14 protein-coding genes and 1 pseudogene are annotated in these 14,383 nt (G+C 61.0%); 8 read left to right on the top strand and 7 right to left on the bottom strand.

The features are described 5' to 3' along the window. Both ACI38B_RS04355 and ACI38B_RS04350 read right to left on the bottom strand, forming a co-directional pair. Positions 1-968 (bottom strand): Mur ligase family protein (locus ACI38B_RS04355; protein WP_439729675.1); only part of this gene is annotated, 968 nt, incomplete at its 3' end. Between the two features lie 141 nt (positions 969-1,109). Next, complete coding sequence (locus ACI38B_RS04350; protein WP_439729674.1) at positions 1,110-1,880, bottom strand: exonuclease domain-containing protein; 771 nt, start codon at positions 1,878-1,880, stop codon at positions 1,110-1,112. Positions 1,881-2,048: 168 nt separating this feature from the next. Between ACI38B_RS04350 and ACI38B_RS04345 the strand changes: the two genes are divergently transcribed. Together ACI38B_RS04345 and ACI38B_RS04340 are read left to right on the top strand one after the other, a co-directional pair. Further along, entirely contained in the window at positions 2,049-2,672 is a 624-nt protein-coding gene (locus ACI38B_RS04345) for a sigma-70 family RNA polymerase sigma factor (protein WP_439729680.1), read from the top strand. A gap of 48 nt (positions 2,673-2,720) precedes the next feature. Next, a pseudogene (locus ACI38B_RS04340) lies at positions 2,721-3,014 on the top strand (hypothetical protein); the annotation flags it as partial. A 1,268-nt stretch (positions 3,015-4,282) separates the two neighbouring features. On the opposite strand, the gene ACI38B_RS04335 reads toward ACI38B_RS04340, so the two are convergent. Next, positions 4,283-4,357: a 50S ribosomal protein bL37 gene (locus ACI38B_RS04335; protein ID WP_369803150.1), complete on the bottom strand. Its 75-nt coding sequence runs from the start codon at positions 4,355-4,357 to the stop codon at positions 4,283-4,285. Between the two features lie 101 nt (positions 4,358-4,458). Further along, entirely contained in the window at positions 4,459-5,400 is a 942-nt protein-coding gene (locus ACI38B_RS04330) for an aldose 1-epimerase family protein (RefSeq protein ID WP_439729673.1), read from the bottom strand. Positions 5,401-5,664: 264 nt separating this feature from the next. On the opposite strand from ACI38B_RS04330, the gene ACI38B_RS04325 reads away from it, so the two are divergent. After that, on the top strand, positions 5,665-6,672 hold the full coding sequence (locus ACI38B_RS04325) for a 4-hydroxy-3-methylbut-2-enyl diphosphate reductase (RefSeq protein ID WP_439729672.1): 1,008 nt from the start codon (positions 5,665-5,667) through the stop codon (positions 6,670-6,672). A gap of 460 nt (positions 6,673-7,132) precedes the next feature. Here the strand turns inward: ACI38B_RS04325 and ybaK are convergent, their stop codons facing one another. The 3 genes from ybaK to ACI38B_RS04310 form a co-directional block, all read right to left on the bottom strand. Further along, the gene (ybaK, locus tag ACI38B_RS04320) at positions 7,133-7,642 is read right to left on the bottom strand and encodes a Cys-tRNA(Pro) deacylase (RefSeq protein ID WP_439729671.1); all 510 of its coding nucleotides are present in this window, start codon (positions 7,640-7,642) and stop codon (positions 7,133-7,135) included. Between the two features lie 97 nt (positions 7,643-7,739). Further along, a complete protein-coding gene (gap, locus tag ACI38B_RS04315; protein WP_439729670.1) occupies positions 7,740-8,795 on the bottom strand; it encodes a type I glyceraldehyde-3-phosphate dehydrogenase in 1,056 nt (351 codons plus the stop codon). Positions 8,796-9,085: 290 nt separating this feature from the next. Then, positions 9,086-9,874, bottom strand: a complete 789-nt coding sequence (locus ACI38B_RS04310; protein ID WP_439729669.1) for a thiamine diphosphokinase — start codon at positions 9,872-9,874, stop codon at positions 9,086-9,088. Between the two features lie 353 nt (positions 9,875-10,227). Between ACI38B_RS04310 and infC the strand changes: the two genes are divergently transcribed. The 5 genes from infC to ACI38B_RS04285 all read left to right on the top strand — a co-directional run bounded on the left by infC (position 10,228) and on the right by ACI38B_RS04285 (position 14,298). Next, positions 10,228-10,929: a translation initiation factor IF-3 gene (gene infC, locus ACI38B_RS04305; protein ID WP_033492305.1), complete on the top strand. Its 702-nt coding sequence runs from the start codon at positions 10,228-10,230 to the stop codon at positions 10,927-10,929. 84 nt (positions 10,930-11,013) lie between these two features. Continuing rightward, positions 11,014-11,208: a 50S ribosomal protein L35 gene (gene rpmI, locus ACI38B_RS04300; protein WP_439729668.1), complete on the top strand. Its 195-nt coding sequence runs from the start codon at positions 11,014-11,016 to the stop codon at positions 11,206-11,208. A gap of 49 nt (positions 11,209-11,257) precedes the next feature. Beyond that, the gene (rplT, locus tag ACI38B_RS04295) at positions 11,258-11,641 is read left to right on the top strand and encodes a 50S ribosomal protein L20 (RefSeq protein ID WP_033492307.1); all 384 of its coding nucleotides are present in this window, start codon (positions 11,258-11,260) and stop codon (positions 11,639-11,641) included. Between the two features lie 584 nt (positions 11,642-12,225). Continuing rightward, positions 12,226-13,176, top strand: a complete 951-nt coding sequence (gene xerD / locus ACI38B_RS04290) for a site-specific tyrosine recombinase XerD (RefSeq protein ID WP_439729667.1) — start codon at positions 12,226-12,228, stop codon at positions 13,174-13,176. A 282-nt stretch (positions 13,177-13,458) separates the two neighbouring features. Continuing rightward, on the top strand, positions 13,459-14,298 hold the full coding sequence (locus ACI38B_RS04285) for a ParA family protein (RefSeq protein ID WP_029576527.1): 840 nt from the start codon (positions 13,459-13,461) through the stop codon (positions 14,296-14,298). Positions 14,299-14,383: the final 85 nt, after the last annotated feature.

Here is a 14,383-nt window from a genome sequence, read left to right as displayed (position 1 = left end):
GCATAGTTGAAATCACCGTCAATCGCGAGCGAGAACAAGCCGAAATCGACACCGTCGGCCTCAATCCGGTACTGTGTGTGGGCGGGGTCCGCCGGGCTTGCCACAACATCGGCGGGCGTGGTGAGTTTCGCCTCGTCATGCAGCGCGAAGGTGACGATATTCCGCCGGTCGCGCTGCGCCTGCTGCCTGATCAGATCAGCATGATCCGCATCAGCGCCGAGCACGAGTGTGCGGCAGTTGTCGACAATCTGCCGCTTGCACCACAGATAATCCTCGAATGTCGGGTGCTCGATAGGGCTGATATGGTCGGGGGAGATGTTCAGGAACACGCCCACGTCGAAGGTCAGGCCGTACACGCGATTGACTTTGTACGCCTGTGAAGAGACCTCCATGACCAGGTACCGCATGCCATGGTCTACGGCCTCGCTCATCATGCGGAAGGCGTCAAGCGATTCCGGCGTAGTCAGATCGGATTCAACATACGTGTGGCCGTCCACACAATTGTCGACCGACGAGAACAGCGCCGCCTTGCCGCCGCTGAGGGCGCCGAGCACGGCATGGGTGAAGTAGGCGGTCGTGGTCTTGCCTTTGGTGCCGGTGATGCCGACGACGGTCAGCTTCTCCTGCGGACGGCCGTAAAATTCCGCGGACAGCAGGCTCATCGCCTTGCGCACGTCGGTTACAATCAGCCCCGGGGCGGCGGTGCGCTCATGGAACTCGGTTTCAGACACGTATGCCGCCAGCCCGCGCGCATCGATCCCGTCAAGATACTCCGGTCGGAACGCGCCCTTGCAGAACAGCAGCGTACCGTCTTCCACCTTGCGCGTGTCATAGGTGACCGAAGAGAACGGGGTGTCCGAACCCTCGAATTCGCCGGCGTCCAGCGTCCAGCGGTCAGCTCGGACGATTTCATGCAACATATGATGCTGTTGCAACAGCTGTGCGGCCGAAGCCAGAGTCAAAGCCATGAGTGAACCTTTCTTGTCGTTCCCCGTCTGCCCGCCCTCATTGTAGACGGTGCGCTGTGTCGGTTCCGTGCATGTGCGTGCCGGGAGTCCAGCAGCGCCGCATGATTTTCGCTTGTTTTCGCCTGATATCTGCCGATGTGGTCACAACCACTGGTCGTGCAGCGGGGTACGGCCGCGGCTTTCCAGCCACTGATTAAACGATGTCTGCCAAGCATCATGCGCTTGCCGCTGCCAATCCATCAGCCCACCCAAGGTCAGATGCCCGACTTGGGGGTACAAGGTGCTCATCGGCTTGATGAGGTCCACTGCGGCGACCGTATCCGCCGTGGCGTTGTGGAAATCGCCGGTGGGGACAACACCGTAATATTCCGTGGTCAAGGTCAGGGTACGCTTGCCGTGGCGCTTGGATACCGCGCGGTCGATGACCAGCGGGTCGACCACCAGCAGGCTGGATGCCGCCGACGCCTGATCCGTCCGTTCGCCGACTTGGGGCAGCTTCCAACGATCCAGGTCGCCTTCGAGCATGTGGACATCAAAGGGTGCATTGTAGGCCAGAAGCGGGATGTTTTTATTCTGCGCCGCCGCGATAGCCCGGGCAATCTGGTCAATCGCGTCCGTCGGCTCCATACCGTGTTCAGCAAGATAGTCGTCGGTGAAGCCGTTGACGGCGCTCGCCCTCGGATTCATCCGCCGATGCGGGTTGATCACCCACTCGGCCTCGGCGTCACCTTCATGGCCGCGTTGTGGATCGCGCAATACGAGGGTGGCGGACACGATGGCGTCACGCCCCGCCGCAACGCCCGTGGTTTCGGTGTCGAAGCCAAGCAGCCACGAAGAGCCGAGCTGCGTGTCATCGCTTTGTTGCGGAGCTTCCTCCAACGCCGCAATCAGTGCGTCATAAGTCATGGTCATAAGGAACATTGTGCGATGCGAAACAGACAATCACCGGCAGGACGCTTCCGCGGCTCGCCGTCATCGCAATTGCGAAACGCCGCGTGCGGCGCGTCATAGAATAGTGGGGTGAGCAACGAGCTGAACGAATCAACAGAAGAGAAGCGCAAGCGCTTCGAAAAGCTCGCCATGCCCGCGGTGAACACGTTGTACCGTCAGGCAATGAAACTGACCAATAATCCCGATGACGCGCAGGATCTGGTCCAGGACACCTTCGAACGGGGATTCAAGGCGTTTGACAGCTTCAAACCGGGCAGCAATTTCGAAGCGTGGATGACCACAATCGAGCGCAACTCGTATTTCAACCAGTATGCCAAGGCGAAGCGGCGCCCGCAACGCGCGAACGATTCGACCGGGGAATACGATGACTGGGATATCTACTCCGCCTCCGAACACGCCTCGCAAGGCCTGGAGTCGGCTGAACAGCAGTATCTTGACACGTATGCGCCCGAGGAAATCATGGCGGCGCTCAACAAACTCAGCCCTGAACGCCGGCAGGTGTTCATCGACGCTGCGATCGACGGCAAGTCCTACCAGCAGGTGGCGGACGAGCAAGGTGTGAAAATCGGTACGGTGATGAGCCGGCTCAACCGTGCGCGCACCCAGCTCAAGCAGGAACTCGCCACGTATGCGAAAGAACGCGGATATGGTGTCGGGCGCACTCGTGCGGGCGGCAGTGATTCCTCTTCGCCGGTCGCGAATTCACCGCGTCGCGGCCATCACAAGTCGGTCACGGCGGGCCATAATGAATAGCGACACATGTAAGCCAGCATGCCGCGGGCATCGCAGGAAGGAGTCGGCATGAATCAGTATGAGCATCATAGCCATATCTCCATCACCCGCCATACCCGCGAAGGCGTGACGCGCACCGATGTGCATATCGAGCGGATCGGCTCGTTCTCCGGCGAGGACGGCGACCGCGAAGGCATTGATGCCGCGCGTGACGGCGGACATGAGTGTTTCGACCCCGAATCCTGTTGTGATGCGCAGGAGCGGGCGCTCATCGCGATGATGCGCGCTTATCTGCGTCCGCAGGCGGCGCCGGAATGCTTGATTGAGCGGTTGCATCGCACCTTGGATGCCTGCTGCCGTGAGGAAGAATGCGGGCATGATGATGTCCGTGATGGTGATGCCCGCGATGCGTGTGAGGTTCATGGCGCCCGTGAAGTTCGCGATGCACACGATGTACGCGATTTTCATGTCGCCGACGGCGTTGATGGGCATGTCACGGATCTGCAGCCCGATGACGTCGTACGCCATGCCGATGCCCCGCGCCCGGCTGGCGGCACGGTGGTGGTACGCCGTGTGCGGGTGCCCGGTACAGAGATTGTGACGGTCACCGATTTGTCTGTCCCCGAAGGTTGGACCTTCCCCACATACCCCGAAGCGCATTGAATCGCCGTCGCGCGGTAATTCGCCGTGTCGACTGGCTTGCCGTCTGCTTAATCGGCTGATGCCCGTTGCTGAAATGTCGGGTTGTGTATGTCCCGGCATGCGTTGTGTGTCGGATGGAAGTTGTCCCGCTATGTCTGGGAGTCGGAATGTCGGGTTGTGTATGTCCCGGCATACGCAAACCGCCGAATACGGGCCTGACGCGCCGCTTCCCGGCTGGGTTCGACAAGTCGCGCATGCCATGGCATGCGTAGTGCTTCGGCTGGAAGGCATGCTGCCCAGTCTGGGGGGCGGAATGATGGGGTGCGTATGTTTTGACATGCGTTTCACGTCGGATGTGAGGTGTCTCCGCCTGTCTGGAGGCAGGAATGTCGGGTTGTGTATGTCCCGGCATGCGTTGTGTGCCAGATGAAAGTCATGCTGCCCTGTCCGGGAGTCATTACACCGAACCGTGTATGTCTTGGCATGCGTTGCGCGTCGGATGTGAGGCGTCCCCGCCTGTCTGGTGGTCGGAATGCTGGGTTGCGTATGTTCCGGCATGCGTTGTGTGTCGGATGGAAGGCATGCTGCCCAGTCTGGGGGGTTGGAATGATGGGTTGCGTATGTCCCGGCATACGCAACCCGCCGAATACGGGCCTGACGTGCCGCTTCCCGGCTGGGTTCGACAAGTCGCGCATGCCATGGCATACAGAATGCGCGGCAAACGCCCCGGCCAGAACCGTTGATTGCCTTCCACATGCTCCACCACCGGACACACATTTTGGCCTATAACCCCCAATACCCCTGTTCGCACGGATACCTGTTCGCACGGATACCCGATGATCATGAACCCCCAACGATTCCCGGCAAAGAAAAACCCTGCAGGCGATGATTCATGTCATCACCCACAGGGTTCATGCAGCTTGTGCTGCGTGCGATGTCGCGGATGCCGCCACCGTAGACCGGCGTGTCGCGACATCCGTCAGCGCAACTCAGGCATTTGGCCTTTTGCCGTGATTGGCGGCTTTTTTGCGACGTGCCTTGCGCTTGCGTCCACGCATACCCATAATGGACTCCTTTGCTAAAGATTGGTAAGCCTACGGGATTATCGCACATCGGCGGGACGTTTACAAATCGGCGGGCCGCTTCAGCGTTATCCGACCAGGATTCAGCGTTGTTCCGCAGAGATGCGGATGCTCGTGACACTTGTATCGCCCGGCTTGATGACGATGAGATCCTTGCCACTGCGGAAAGCGTTCGCGTATGCGGTCTGGGGCTCCACGGCGACACCTTGCGGGCGGATTGCCTCAGGGAAACCGGTTCCTGTACACACTTGGAACGACGTGATGGTCGGGCCGCCGCTGACGGTGATGGTCATGCCGTCCGGGCGGGTGAACACGGCGGATGCGTTGCCGTCATCATCATGATGCAGGTCGGTCCAGGCGTCGTCGAAGGGCCGCCCTTCCAAGGTCGGGTTGTCGCGCAGATCGTAGATGGTGCCGTCCACTGGTTCCGTTCCTCGCGGCAGGAGCCTGTCATCGGCGATGACGTGTGTGTCTGCTTGCACGCGCAGACGGCATTCGGCATTGTCCTGCTCGATTGCATCTCCGGTGCTGTGCCGCCCGTTGGCCAGCCAAGGGTGCATTGCCGCAGCCCACGGCGCGTCGGTTGAGCCGTTGTTCAGGGCGCTGAGCGTCAGGGACAGGCCGTGTTCGTCAAGCCGGTAATCCGCGGTGACGACCACGTCGAACGGGTAGCCTTCCAATGCAGGCGCACGCCATTGCAGACTGACGCTGTTGTCCGTGCGCGCAAGCCGCGTCCAATACGCGCGGTAGCCGTACCCGTGGATTGCGTTGTGGCGTTCATGCTCGTCGATTGGCAGCACATACTGTGTGCCTTCGAACTCGTATTCGCCGTCTTCGATGCGGTTGGGGAAGGGGATGAGCAGCTGTCCGCGGCAGCAATTGGGGATATCGTCCTCATCGAACGGCACGATGATGTCCTTGCCGTCGAGGGTGAGGCTGCGCAATGCCGCGCCTTGCTCGGTGACGGTCGCCGCATACCTGCCGAATACGAGATGATACTGCTGTCCTGTCCTTGGTGGGAACATGCCCTGACTCCTGTCCGCTAAATATATGCGCCGCTGCGGATGCCACCGCCTCGGCGCGGGTTGCTGATTCCATGCTATCGCGATGTGCGCCTAGGCGCGTATGCGATGGTTTTGCGCGGCAGACGATGAGGGCATGTGCGGCGTGTTGTGCACGAACTGCGTGAGGCTCGCCGAAACCGTGTCGGCGATGGCGGCCGGCATTACGATGAATGGTGCCCCGAGCGGGGCGTACATGTCGAGACACAGACAGGAGCAGTAAGCGGTATGAGCGGCGACGGCAAGCGTATTATTCTGGCTGATCCGAGGGGATTCTGCGCCGGTGTGGACCGCGCGATCGCCACCGTGCAGACCATCGTGAAAACCGCGCATCCGCACAGCGGCCTGCCGCCGGTGTATGTGCGACGCCAGATTGTGCACAACCGCCATGTGGTCGACGATCTCGCTGCCCAAGGCGCGGTGTTTGTTGAGGAATTGTCCGAAGTCCCTGATGATGCGGTCGCCGCGGGCGTGCCGGTGGTGTTCTCCGCGCATGGTGTGTCGCCGCAAGTGCAGGCGGAAGCCAAGCGGCGTGGCATGTTCATCGTCGATGCGACCTGCCCGTTGGTGAGCAAAGTCCATCGCGAGGTGCTCAGGTTCGTCCGTGAGGGCTATGAAATCGTGTATATCGGGCATCGCGGGCATGATGAGGCCGTCGGCGTGGTGGGGGAGTCGCCGGAGCATGTCCATCTGATCGAGCATGAAGATGATGTCGCGGACCTTGATTTCCGACCTGGGCAGAAGCTGGTGTTGCTCACCCAGACCACGTTGAGTGTCGATGAGACCGCCGGCGTGGTGGCAGCGCTCAAGAAGCGGTTTGATTGGATTGAGGAGCCGCCGAGCTCCGATATCTGCTATGCAACGCAGAACCGGCAGACCGCGGTGAAAACGGTTGCCGAACGGGCGCAATGCGTGGTAATCGTCGGGTCGGCGAACTCGTCGAATTCGGTGCGGCTGATGGAAGTCGCCCAGGAAGCGCTGGGGGAGCGGGGGCGTGCTCACCGCGTCGATGATGCGGCGGAAATGGATCCGGCTTGGTTCGAGGGCGTTGACACGGTCGGCGTCTCCTCGGGTGCCTCGGTGCCTGATTCGCTGGTCGACGGGGTGGTCGAGGCGCTTCGGCCGCTTGGATTCACCGATGTTTCCTATGTTGAGACTGTCAAGGAGAACATGCATTTCGTGCTCCCTGCCGCGTTGCGCAAACGCGAGGGAAGCGCCGGTAAACGGTCGGAGTAGTTGTCTCGGCGTGATGAAACCTCAGTTTGCGCATGCCCGGACATACGCAACTCGTCGTTTGCCTGCGGATGCTCCCGATGCGTAGGCTGATTCGCCCGTCGATGTATGCCACGGCATACGCAAGTTGCCGAATCCGTATGAGATGTTGCGGTGTTTGAGACGCATTGTTGGGATTAGCATGTCGGGGGATGCGCAACCTGTCGAATCCCGTCCGCAGCGCCGCCCGATGCTGGCGTTGCGCTGAATCGCGTATGTCGTGACATGCATTATCAATCAGAACGCCAAATTCAGAGCGCCTGATGATGATGCTCGATGTCTCGTCGTATTTGCGGGCGAGGCAGGAGAGACGGGCGGGGCGGCCGGGACTGGTGAGGCGGGTATAGTCACCACCAGCTGGCATGTCACCAGTCGTAGTACGGCGTCAAGCCTCGCGCCGTCGCCGCACATCGCCGGTCGCCGGTCACCACGTGCCTATCGGGGCGGTTGTCGCGTTGAGCACAGCGACCAGATCGTGCGGATTGACGCCGACGCTCAGGCCGCGCTTGCCGCCGGACACAAGGATTTCATCGAATTGCAGGGCGCTGTCGTCCAGCACGGTTTTGTGCCGGCTTCGCTGGCCGAGCGGGGAGATGCCGCCGACCACATAGCCGCTTTCGCGCATCGCGACTTTCGGGTCGGCCATCGTCGCTTTCTTCGCACCGACTGCGGCAGCCAGAGCCTTCAAATCCATATGGCCGCTCACCGGGACGACACCGATGACGCGCTCCTTACCGGTATCCGCCATCAGGGTTTTGAACACCTGCTTGGGGTTGAGGCCGAGTTTTTCTGCCGCTTCGACACCATACCCCTCATCCATGTGATCGTTCGAATGGTCGTATTCGTACAGTTTGAACTCCACGCCGGCGCGTTCCAGTTGCAGGGTCGCCGGAGTCGAACCCATGCCTTTGTCGTTGTGTTTCTTCTTACCCATGCCCCACATGCTTGCACCACCGGTTGACGGGCGGCATAAGAAAACTCCTCGGAATCGCTCCCGAGGGGTTGTTCAGCGCTGGAACGCTAGGCTAGGCTCACTTGTTGAGCTCAGCGAAGTACAGCAGGGTACGGATCATGTTGGAGGTGAAGCCGTACTCGTTGTCGTACCAGGAGACGGTACGAGCCAGCGTCAGGCCGTCAACGGTGTTGACGTCGGTCTGCGTCGGATCGAACACGCCACCGTGGGTGTCGCCGATGATGTCGGAGGACACGATGCCGTCGGCGTTGTAGCCGTAGTAATCGGTGTCGGAGAAGGCTTCCTTGAAGGCTTCGTTGATCTCGTCAACGGTTGCGGCCTTTTCGAGGACGGTGGTCAGCTCGGTGACGGAGCCGTCCGGGACCTGAATGCGCTGGGCATGGCCCTGGAGCTTGCCGTTGACCTCCGGGACGACCTTGCCGATGGCCTTAGCGGCGCCGGTGGAATGCGGAATCGTGTTGATCGCAGCGGCGCGGTTGTTGCGGGCCTTCGGGAAGCGCGGGCCGTCGAGCAGCATCTGGGTGCCGGTGTAGGCGTGGATGGTGGTCATGAAGCCGGCCTTGATGCCGAACTTGTCGTTCAGCAGCTTGACCATGGCGGCCATGGAGTTGGTGGTGCAGGAACCGGCGGACACGATGGTGTCGGTCGGCTTCAGGATCTGATGGTTCACGCCGTACACGACGGTCGGGGTGGTCTCGTCCTTGGCCGGAGCGGAGATCAGGACCTTCTTGGCACCAGCGTTGATGTGCGCCTGGGACTTTTCGGCGGAGGTGTAGAAGCCGGTGCACTCGAGCACGTACTCAACACCGTCGTTCTTGACCCACGGGATGTTGTTGGCGTCCTTCTCGGCGTACACGGTGTATTCCTTGCCGTCCACGATGATGGAGTGATCGGTGGAGGTGACCTCGACCGGGGTGCCATCGTCATGACGGAAGGTGCCGTGGGTGCTGTCGTACTTCAGCAGGTAAGCCAGCATGGACGGGGTCGTCAGATCGTTGATGGCTGCGACCTCGATGTCACCGGCCTGACCACCACGAGCCTGCAGCTCGAAGATGCGGCGGAACGCAAGACGACCGATACGGCCGAAGCCGTTGATACCAATCTTTACTGTCATGTATATCTCCCTTAGGGATCAGGCTTCGGCGTGTGCGGGCGTAAGCGGGCACGTGCCTCAGCCATTGTTTACCAACGGTACCCACTGTAATGCTCACGGTGTACGAATGTTGGGGCAATAGTCATGCTGAAGGCGCAACTGTTATGCGATTTCCATGAGTGTCCCGTGCAACGTTGCTGAACGTCATCGGACATTGCAAACGTTTGTTTTCGCAAGATACTTGCAGACCGCGGCGAATGGTTTCATCGGCGCGAAGAATCCAGGCGATTCCCTGCAATCGTGGTCATCGGTCAGGCCGATTGGCGCGGTGTCGCAAGCGCAGCGGACACCGCGGTGCTCAACGCGCCCAGGTCGCCGCTGAATGCGTGCAGACGTTCGACATGGGGCAATCCCGCTTCGATGGGGAACGTGACGATCAGCGTGCCGGAGCCGACGCTGACGACCGCGGGGGTGGCGGCCAGGAACTCGTTGCTGACGCCTTGGACCGTGTCGTTGAGCATAGTTGCGTGTTCAAGACGATACTTGAGGCCGTGTTCGGTGACGTCGGTCGATTGGTCGCTGTGCGAGAACACCGATACCATGCGTCCAGCGCCGCGTGTCGCGGCATCTGCGGAGAAGGAGAGCGAACCGTCCGATATTGCGGTGACGACGGTGCCGTCGCCGAACAGGTAGCCGATGCCGCCATGGGCTGCCAGACGTGCAAGGATCTGGATATTGGCGATGGAATGATCGACACGTCCGCCGAGCGCACCATATATATGGAAAGTCCGGGCGCCCTTCGCCCAACCGACTTTCAGGGCAGACAGCAGGTCGGGGTCATCTTTCTCCTCGGGCAGGCGGATGGTGCCGGATTGTTCGGGCACCGGTCCGCTGATGGAATCGAAGTCGCCAATTACCGCATCGGCGTGGATGCCCAATGTGCGTGCATGGTCGAGCCCGCCGTCGGCGGCGATGACGAACGCGTTGTGCGGGAGCAAGGGGCGCTCGCCGAAATACGTGCCTGCCGCGAAAACGACGCATGTCGTAGCCACACTGCCGGTGTCGCGCGGTTGCTGGCGTCGCTGGCGTTCCTGTTCCATAGGGCTCCCTTCCTGATATGCGACCAGTATAATGGCGGCCGGTCAGATTGCGGGACTTGGGTCCGGCCCGGGGTGAGACGCGGCGCCCGTGATGCGCGCAACGATGTCGCGACACGCGGCTGCATTTGGTCCTGCCATGTGCTAAGCTATTGCACCGGCTTGAGAAATCAAGAAAGCGGGTGTCAACCCCACCTGGAAGCCTGTCGTGGTTTCGGGTTCAAGGTTAGACCTTGATGCGTGTCAACGCATTGTTGAATGACGATTTGGTTGTACGGATTCGTATGGCGAGGTCGCGTCAGTGTCTTCCATGAACTCACCGCGAACGGTTCTGAGGGGAATCCGCTTAAGGAAATATGAGGATTGGAGTCATCATTAGCGACGAACCACGCATTAACGACGAGATTCGCGTCTCCCAAGTGCGCCTGATCGGCCCGAACGGCGAGCAGGTCGGCGTCATCGCGACCACGGTTGCGCTGAACTTGGCGAAGGAAGCGAACCTCGATCTCGTCGAGGTGGCACCGAACGCGAAGCCTCCGGTGGCCAAGCTCATTGATTACGGCAAGTACAAGTACAACGAGAAGATCAAGGCTCGTGAAGCGCGCCGAAATCAGAGCACTGCCGAAATCAAGGAGATCCGTTTCCGTCTCAAGATTGACGCCCACGACTTCGAGGTGAAGAAGGGCCATGTTATCCGCTTCCTTGAAGGCGGCGACAAGGTCAAGGTCACCATCATGCTGCGCGGCCGCGAGCAGTCCCGTCCTATCGGCGGCGTGGAGCTTCTCGAGAAGCTCGCCGACGAGGTGCAGGACTACGGCACGGTGGAATCCGCGCCAAAGCAGGAGGGCCGCAACATCATCATGACGCTTGCGCCCAAGGGCAAGAAGGTGCACACGCAGTCCGAGCAGCGCCGTCGCGGCGCCGAGTCGCGTGCGGAGCGCCAGGCACGCCAGGCGGCGCGCCTCGCAGCCAAGCAGGAGTCGAAGGCCAAGGCGGCCCAGGCCGCCAAAGAGGCTGTCGCCTCCGTCGAACAGAAGGAAGACAAGCCTTCCAAGTAGGCCAAATGAATGTGTCGGATGGGCCGAGCCCATTCGCCCACGCTATCCAACACGATGTGATAGATAATCACAAGGAGGGCAGCAATGCCGAAGATGAAAACCAATTCCGCCGCTTCCAAGCGCGTCCGCGTCACCGGCTCGGGCAAGCTCATGCACGCCGGCACCGGTATGCGCCACAACCTCGAGCACAAGTCGGCCAAGAAGCGCCGTCACCTGTCCACCGACGAGGTGCTGGCCACGTCGCAGGCGAAGAAGATGCGCGGTCTGCTCGGTCGCTGAACCGAAGCCCGTTGAGTTACTAGACGAATAGAAAGCTGAGGAAATAACTATGGCACGAGTCAAGCGCGCAGTCAACGCCCACAAGAAGCGTCGCGTCGTTCTCGAGAGGGCTTCCGGCTATCGCGGCCAGCGCTCCCGTCTGTATCGTAAGGCCAAGGAGCAGCTGCTGCACTCCTTCACCTACAACTACCGTGACCGCAAGGCACGTAAGGGTGACTTCCGCAAGCTGTGGATCCAGCGCATCAACGCCGCCGTCCGCGCTGAAGGCATCACCTACAACCGCTTCATGCAGGGTCTGCGTCTCGCCGGTATCGAACTCGACCGTCGCGCCCTCGCCGAGCTCGCCGTCTCCGATCCGGACACGTTCAAGACCATCGTCGACGCCGCTAAGGCTGCGCTGCCGGCTGATGTGAACGCCCCGGTCGCTGCCTGAGCGCATCCGTGAGCATAGCGGCCCTGCGGAGGCCTGAACGCCGCTGACCGTTTTGCCAGGCTTTGCAATGCCCCGACTTCCGTAAGGAGCCGGGGCATTGCCGTATGTTCTGCCCGTCGGCCGGCACGTGGGTACGACGGAAAGAATCCAACGGCAAGAACGCAATAAGTTACGGCATACCTTCTGCCGACGCTGAGTGGGCCTTTAGCGTCGGCAGAAGCAGGAGTGAGAGGGGACTCCGGTTACGTGGCAGCGGGGGAATGGCTGATGTCCGACAAAGACGGGCGCGACGGTGCCACGTCACGGATCGGGTGCCGTCACCCCTTCACAAACTGTCTACGCCAAGACCGGTCTCAGCGTAGACAGTTTGTTAAGCGCCCTGTTGGATTAGCACCCCGAAGTGTCAGCCGCCGTTGTATCAGCACCGACACGCGTCCGGAACCGAGACACGAAGTGTGGCTTCGGGATTTGCGCTGTGAACACGGGAACGGGCAACCGCAGTCGTGTTGCCGTGCCTGTACCATATGCAACAGCACAGCAGGTAGATACACCGGCACAACACCGGCACGGGAGATGATGGAACGATGGCCGAGCGTTCAGATCCGCCGACGACACTGTCGTCCTCGCTGAGCGACCAGCTGTCGGCGTTCATCGGGCATATCGCCGTGGAACGCGGCCTCGCCGACGCGACCGTCGACGCCTACCGGTCGGATCTCGAGCGCTATATCACCTGGATGGAAGATCACGGCATCCGCTCGCTGGACGGAATTCGGCCGCAGGATGTGCAAGCCTATGCACAATCGCTTGCCGGGCAAGGCCAGAGCGTGGCAAGCCGCCGGCGCCACCTCGCCAGTATCCACGAATTTCACCGGTTCGCATTATCTCGTGGCGCGGTCAGCGACGACGCCTCTGCGAAAGTGCGTGCCCCGAAAGGCGGATCCCATCTGCCGGACGTCTTGACGATCGACGAGGTCTCGACGTTATTGGACGCCGCGGCGATGCACGGCAGCCATGACCCTGTGGTCTTGCGGGACAAGGCGTTGCTCGAATTCCTGTACGCCACCGGCGCCCGTATTTCTGAGGCAGTGGGCGTGGATTTCGCTGATATTGACTTCGATGACCGACTGGTCAGGCTTACCGGCAAAGGCTCGAAGCAACGGCTGGTGCCGATCGGCAGCTACGCGTGCGACGCGTTGGAACAGTATCGAAGCCTTGGCCGACCTGCACTTGCGAGCAAAGCCAAGCAGCCCGAGTTGCGGGCGGTGTTCCTCAACCGGCGCGGCCAGCGCCTGTCGCGGCAAAGCGCCTGGGACGCCGTACGCATTGCGGGGGAGCGGGCGCATCTGGCCCGTCCGTTGCACCCGCATACTTTGCGTCATTCCTTCGCCACGCATCTGATCCAAGGCGGCGCCGATGTGCGTACCGTGCAGGAGCTGCTCGGGCATGCGTCGGTCACGACCACGCAAATTTACACGCATATCGCCCCGGAAACCTTGATGGAAACGTATATGACCGCTCATCCGCGGGCGCGATGACCGTGCCGCGCGATACAGCTGCTGGGGCGTGCGGGAGATACGATAGTGTCCGGTGTGCGGCGACGCGGTCGCACGTCAGGCGTATCCGCGGCGGATACGCGGGAAGGAGCAGGCGTGGATGACACGATGACCCCGATGCGCGACACCCGTCAGGGATTGTTGCCGATTATGGGAACGAATACCGGCGCAACGCAATCGATCCATGCATCGGATGATGACGAGTTGGAAGCCGAGGATGGGGCGCAGCCGGACGTGGACACGCCGCTTGGTACAGTGAACGGTATGCCAACGGATTTACTGGGACGAGAATATGAGACGTTTCCTGCGCCACAGCCGCGCCACGAGCACGGGCCTGCGCGCGTCATCGCGATGTGCAATCAGAAAGGCGGCGTCGGCAAGACCACCAGCTCCATCAATATCGCCGGTGCACTCAGCCAGTACGGCCGTCGTGTGCTGATTGTCGATTTCGACCCGCAAGGCGCGGCGACGGTCGGCCTCGGCATCAACGCGAACACCGTGGACAACACCGTGTACACCGCCCTGTTCGACCCGTCCGTCGATCCGCACGACATCATCCAGCATACGGATTTCAAGAACCTTGACGTCATGCCCGCGAATATCGATTTGTCCGCGGCGGAAGTCCAATTGGTCACTGAAGTCGGTCGCGAGCAGATCCTCGCCAGCGTACTGCGCAAAGTACGCGATGAATACGATCTCATCATCATCGATTGCCAGCCGTCCCTCGGCCTGCTCACCGTCAACGCGCTGACCGCGGCAGACGGCGTGATGATCCCGGTCGCCGCCGAATTCTTCGCGTTGCGTGGCGTGGCGCTGCTCATGCAGTCCATCGAGAAAGTCCAGTCGCGCATCAACCCGTCCCTCGAAATCGACGGGGTGCTGGTCACCATGTACACACGTACCCTGCATTCCGAGGAAGTGCTGCAGCGCATCTATGAGGCGTTCGGCGACAAGGTATTCCACACGGTGATCTCCCGGTCCATCAAACTGCCCGATGCGACAGTCGCCGCTGCGCCGATCACGATATACGCGCCGAACCACAAAACCGCGCAGGAATATCGTGAAGTCGCCCGCGAGATGGTCGCGCGCGGAGTCGTCGCCTGAACGTTGGCGGATACGCCGTGAGTGGGCAGTCGCCGTCTGTGCAGGGGCAGGTGCCGGCATCGGATGGTGTCCAAAGCGATGAAAC

The organism is Bifidobacterium sp. (assembly GCF_051876855.1).
Classification (GTDB): domain Bacteria; phylum Actinomycetota; class Actinomycetes; order Actinomycetales; family Bifidobacteriaceae; genus Bifidobacterium.
The sequence above is the reverse complement of the archived record's forward strand: the minus strand, read 5'-3'. Positions and strand labels throughout refer to the sequence as shown.

Excerpts from the sequence above, each read along its gene's own strand:
- ACI38B_RS04350 (WP_439729674.1), bottom strand. The coding sequence starts at position 1,880 with ATGACCATGACTTATGACGCACTGATTGCGGCGTTGGAGGAAGCTCCG.
- gap (WP_439729670.1), bottom strand. The coding sequence starts at position 8,795 with ATGACAGTAAAGATTGGTATCAACGGCTTCGGCCGTATCGGTCGTCTT.
- ybaK (WP_439729671.1), bottom strand. The coding sequence starts at position 7,642 with ATGGGTAAGAAGAAACACAACGACAAAGGCATGGGTTCGACTCCGGCG.
- infC (WP_033492305.1), top strand. The coding sequence starts at position 10,228 with ATGAGGATTGGAGTCATCATTAGCGACGAACCACGCATTAACGACGAG.
- rplT (WP_033492307.1), top strand. The coding sequence starts at position 11,258 with ATGGCACGAGTCAAGCGCGCAGTCAACGCCCACAAGAAGCGTCGCGTC.
- ACI38B_RS04285 (WP_029576527.1), top strand. The coding sequence starts at position 13,459 with ATGCCAACGGATTTACTGGGACGAGAATATGAGACGTTTCCTGCGCCA.
- xerD (WP_439729667.1), top strand. The coding sequence starts at position 12,226 with ATGGCCGAGCGTTCAGATCCGCCGACGACACTGTCGTCCTCGCTGAGC.
- ACI38B_RS04330 (WP_439729673.1), bottom strand. The coding sequence starts at position 5,400 with ATGTTCCCACCAAGGACAGGACAGCAGTATCATCTCGTATTCGGCAGG.
- ACI38B_RS04325 (WP_439729672.1), top strand. The coding sequence starts at position 5,665 with ATGAGCGGCGACGGCAAGCGTATTATTCTGGCTGATCCGAGGGGATTC.
- ACI38B_RS04310 (WP_439729669.1), bottom strand. The coding sequence starts at position 9,874 with ATGGAACAGGAACGCCAGCGACGCCAGCAACCGCGCGACACCGGCAGT.
- ACI38B_RS04345 (WP_439729680.1), top strand. The coding sequence starts at position 2,049 with ATGCCCGCGGTGAACACGTTGTACCGTCAGGCAATGAAACTGACCAAT.
- rpmI (WP_439729668.1), top strand. The coding sequence starts at position 11,014 with ATGCCGAAGATGAAAACCAATTCCGCCGCTTCCAAGCGCGTCCGCGTC.